This window comes from Sulfurimonas sp. RIFOXYD2_FULL_34_21, from assembly GCF_001830805.1.
In the GTDB taxonomy this organism is placed as follows: domain Bacteria; phylum Campylobacterota; class Campylobacteria; order Campylobacterales; family Sulfurimonadaceae; genus Sulfurimonas.
Window position 1 is genome coordinate 1 of sequence record NZ_MICH01000007.1, and the last position, 1,213, is coordinate 1,213.

Sequence of the window (1,213 nt, forward strand, 5' to 3'; positions counted from 1 at the left end):
GTTCCCTAAATTAAGCAGAAGAGACTATATTAGTCTCATGACTACATACCAAACAGTATTGGGCTTTGACACTAGTGATAAAGCCAAGTTTAGGTTCCATGTACTCCAGGTTTTCTACCAGGGAGGGTTTAAGGCTACCAAAATAGCTTTTCCTGAGCTTAAAAGAGCAACCCTCTACAGGTGGAAGAAAAAGTACGAAGATTCCTCTAAAAGGTTAAATTCATTGGTGCCCGGGAGCACTAAACCCCATCATATCAGGATAGCAATTACCCCACTTGGGGTGGTTTTCCTGATTAAACAGTTAAGAAAAGATTATCCCAGAATGGGGAAAGCTAAGATCAAAAGATTTGTAGATGAATTCACTAAAGGAGAGGGGTTAGAGCCTGTATCAGAGTCCAGTATAGGAAGGGTTATTAAGAGGAATAAACTCTTTTATGCAGGTAAGGCTAAAGGGAGGAGAATGAGGCAAGATAGGACTAAAAGACAAAGGATTAGGCTGTGTCCTAATATGAAAGACCAACCACCAGGATATATCCAGCTGGATGGGGTTAAATTCCATTACCTGAATAAATATTATTACTTCCTAACTGCTGTAGATATTGTTTCAAAACAAGCCTGGGTAGAACTTGTTCCATCTACTAATTCAAAACATGCTGCAAACTTCCTAAATCATATAATCCAGACTGCATGGAGTAAAGTCCATACTATCCAAACAGACAATGGGTCTGAATTTAAACTGTTCTTTGAAGAAGCTGCAAGACAGGCTGGATTAACCCACCTTTTCAGTTATCCTAAACACCCTAAAACCAATGGATATGTGGAGAGATTTAACTGGACAATCCAGGATGAATTCATCTTTGACACCGAAGATTACCTGTTGTATCCGGATGAGTTTAAAATAAAACTAATCACCTGGCTTGTCTGGTACAATCAAGTCAGGCCACACCAGTCCTTGGAGTATTTGTCACCTTACCAGAATTTAAAAGAAAGGAGGTTGTCTCAAAAGTAGTGAACTAGGACACTGATAGTAAATATACTGCAACTTTTTTTAGGAGGAAAAATACCGCTCAGGTACAAACAATTGCAGAAATAATGTTATCACTTAAAGGGTTACCTATCGCAAGGCCTCTCAAAGGACAAGAGGGATATGTTTATACTACTAAAGATACTCCTGTTACGGTATGTCCGTTTTTAGAGGGTGTTCAGGCTGTGT

The 1,213-nt window shown here is 39.2% G+C and carries 1 protein-coding gene; it reads left to right on the forward strand.

The genetic code is table 11. From position 1 onward, the window contains the following. The coding region (locus A2530_RS04865) for an integrase core domain-containing protein (RefSeq protein ID WP_294891479.1) at nt 1-1,009 on the forward strand (1,009 nt) is incomplete at its 5' end. Nucleotides 1,010-1,213 lie beyond the last annotated feature (204 nt).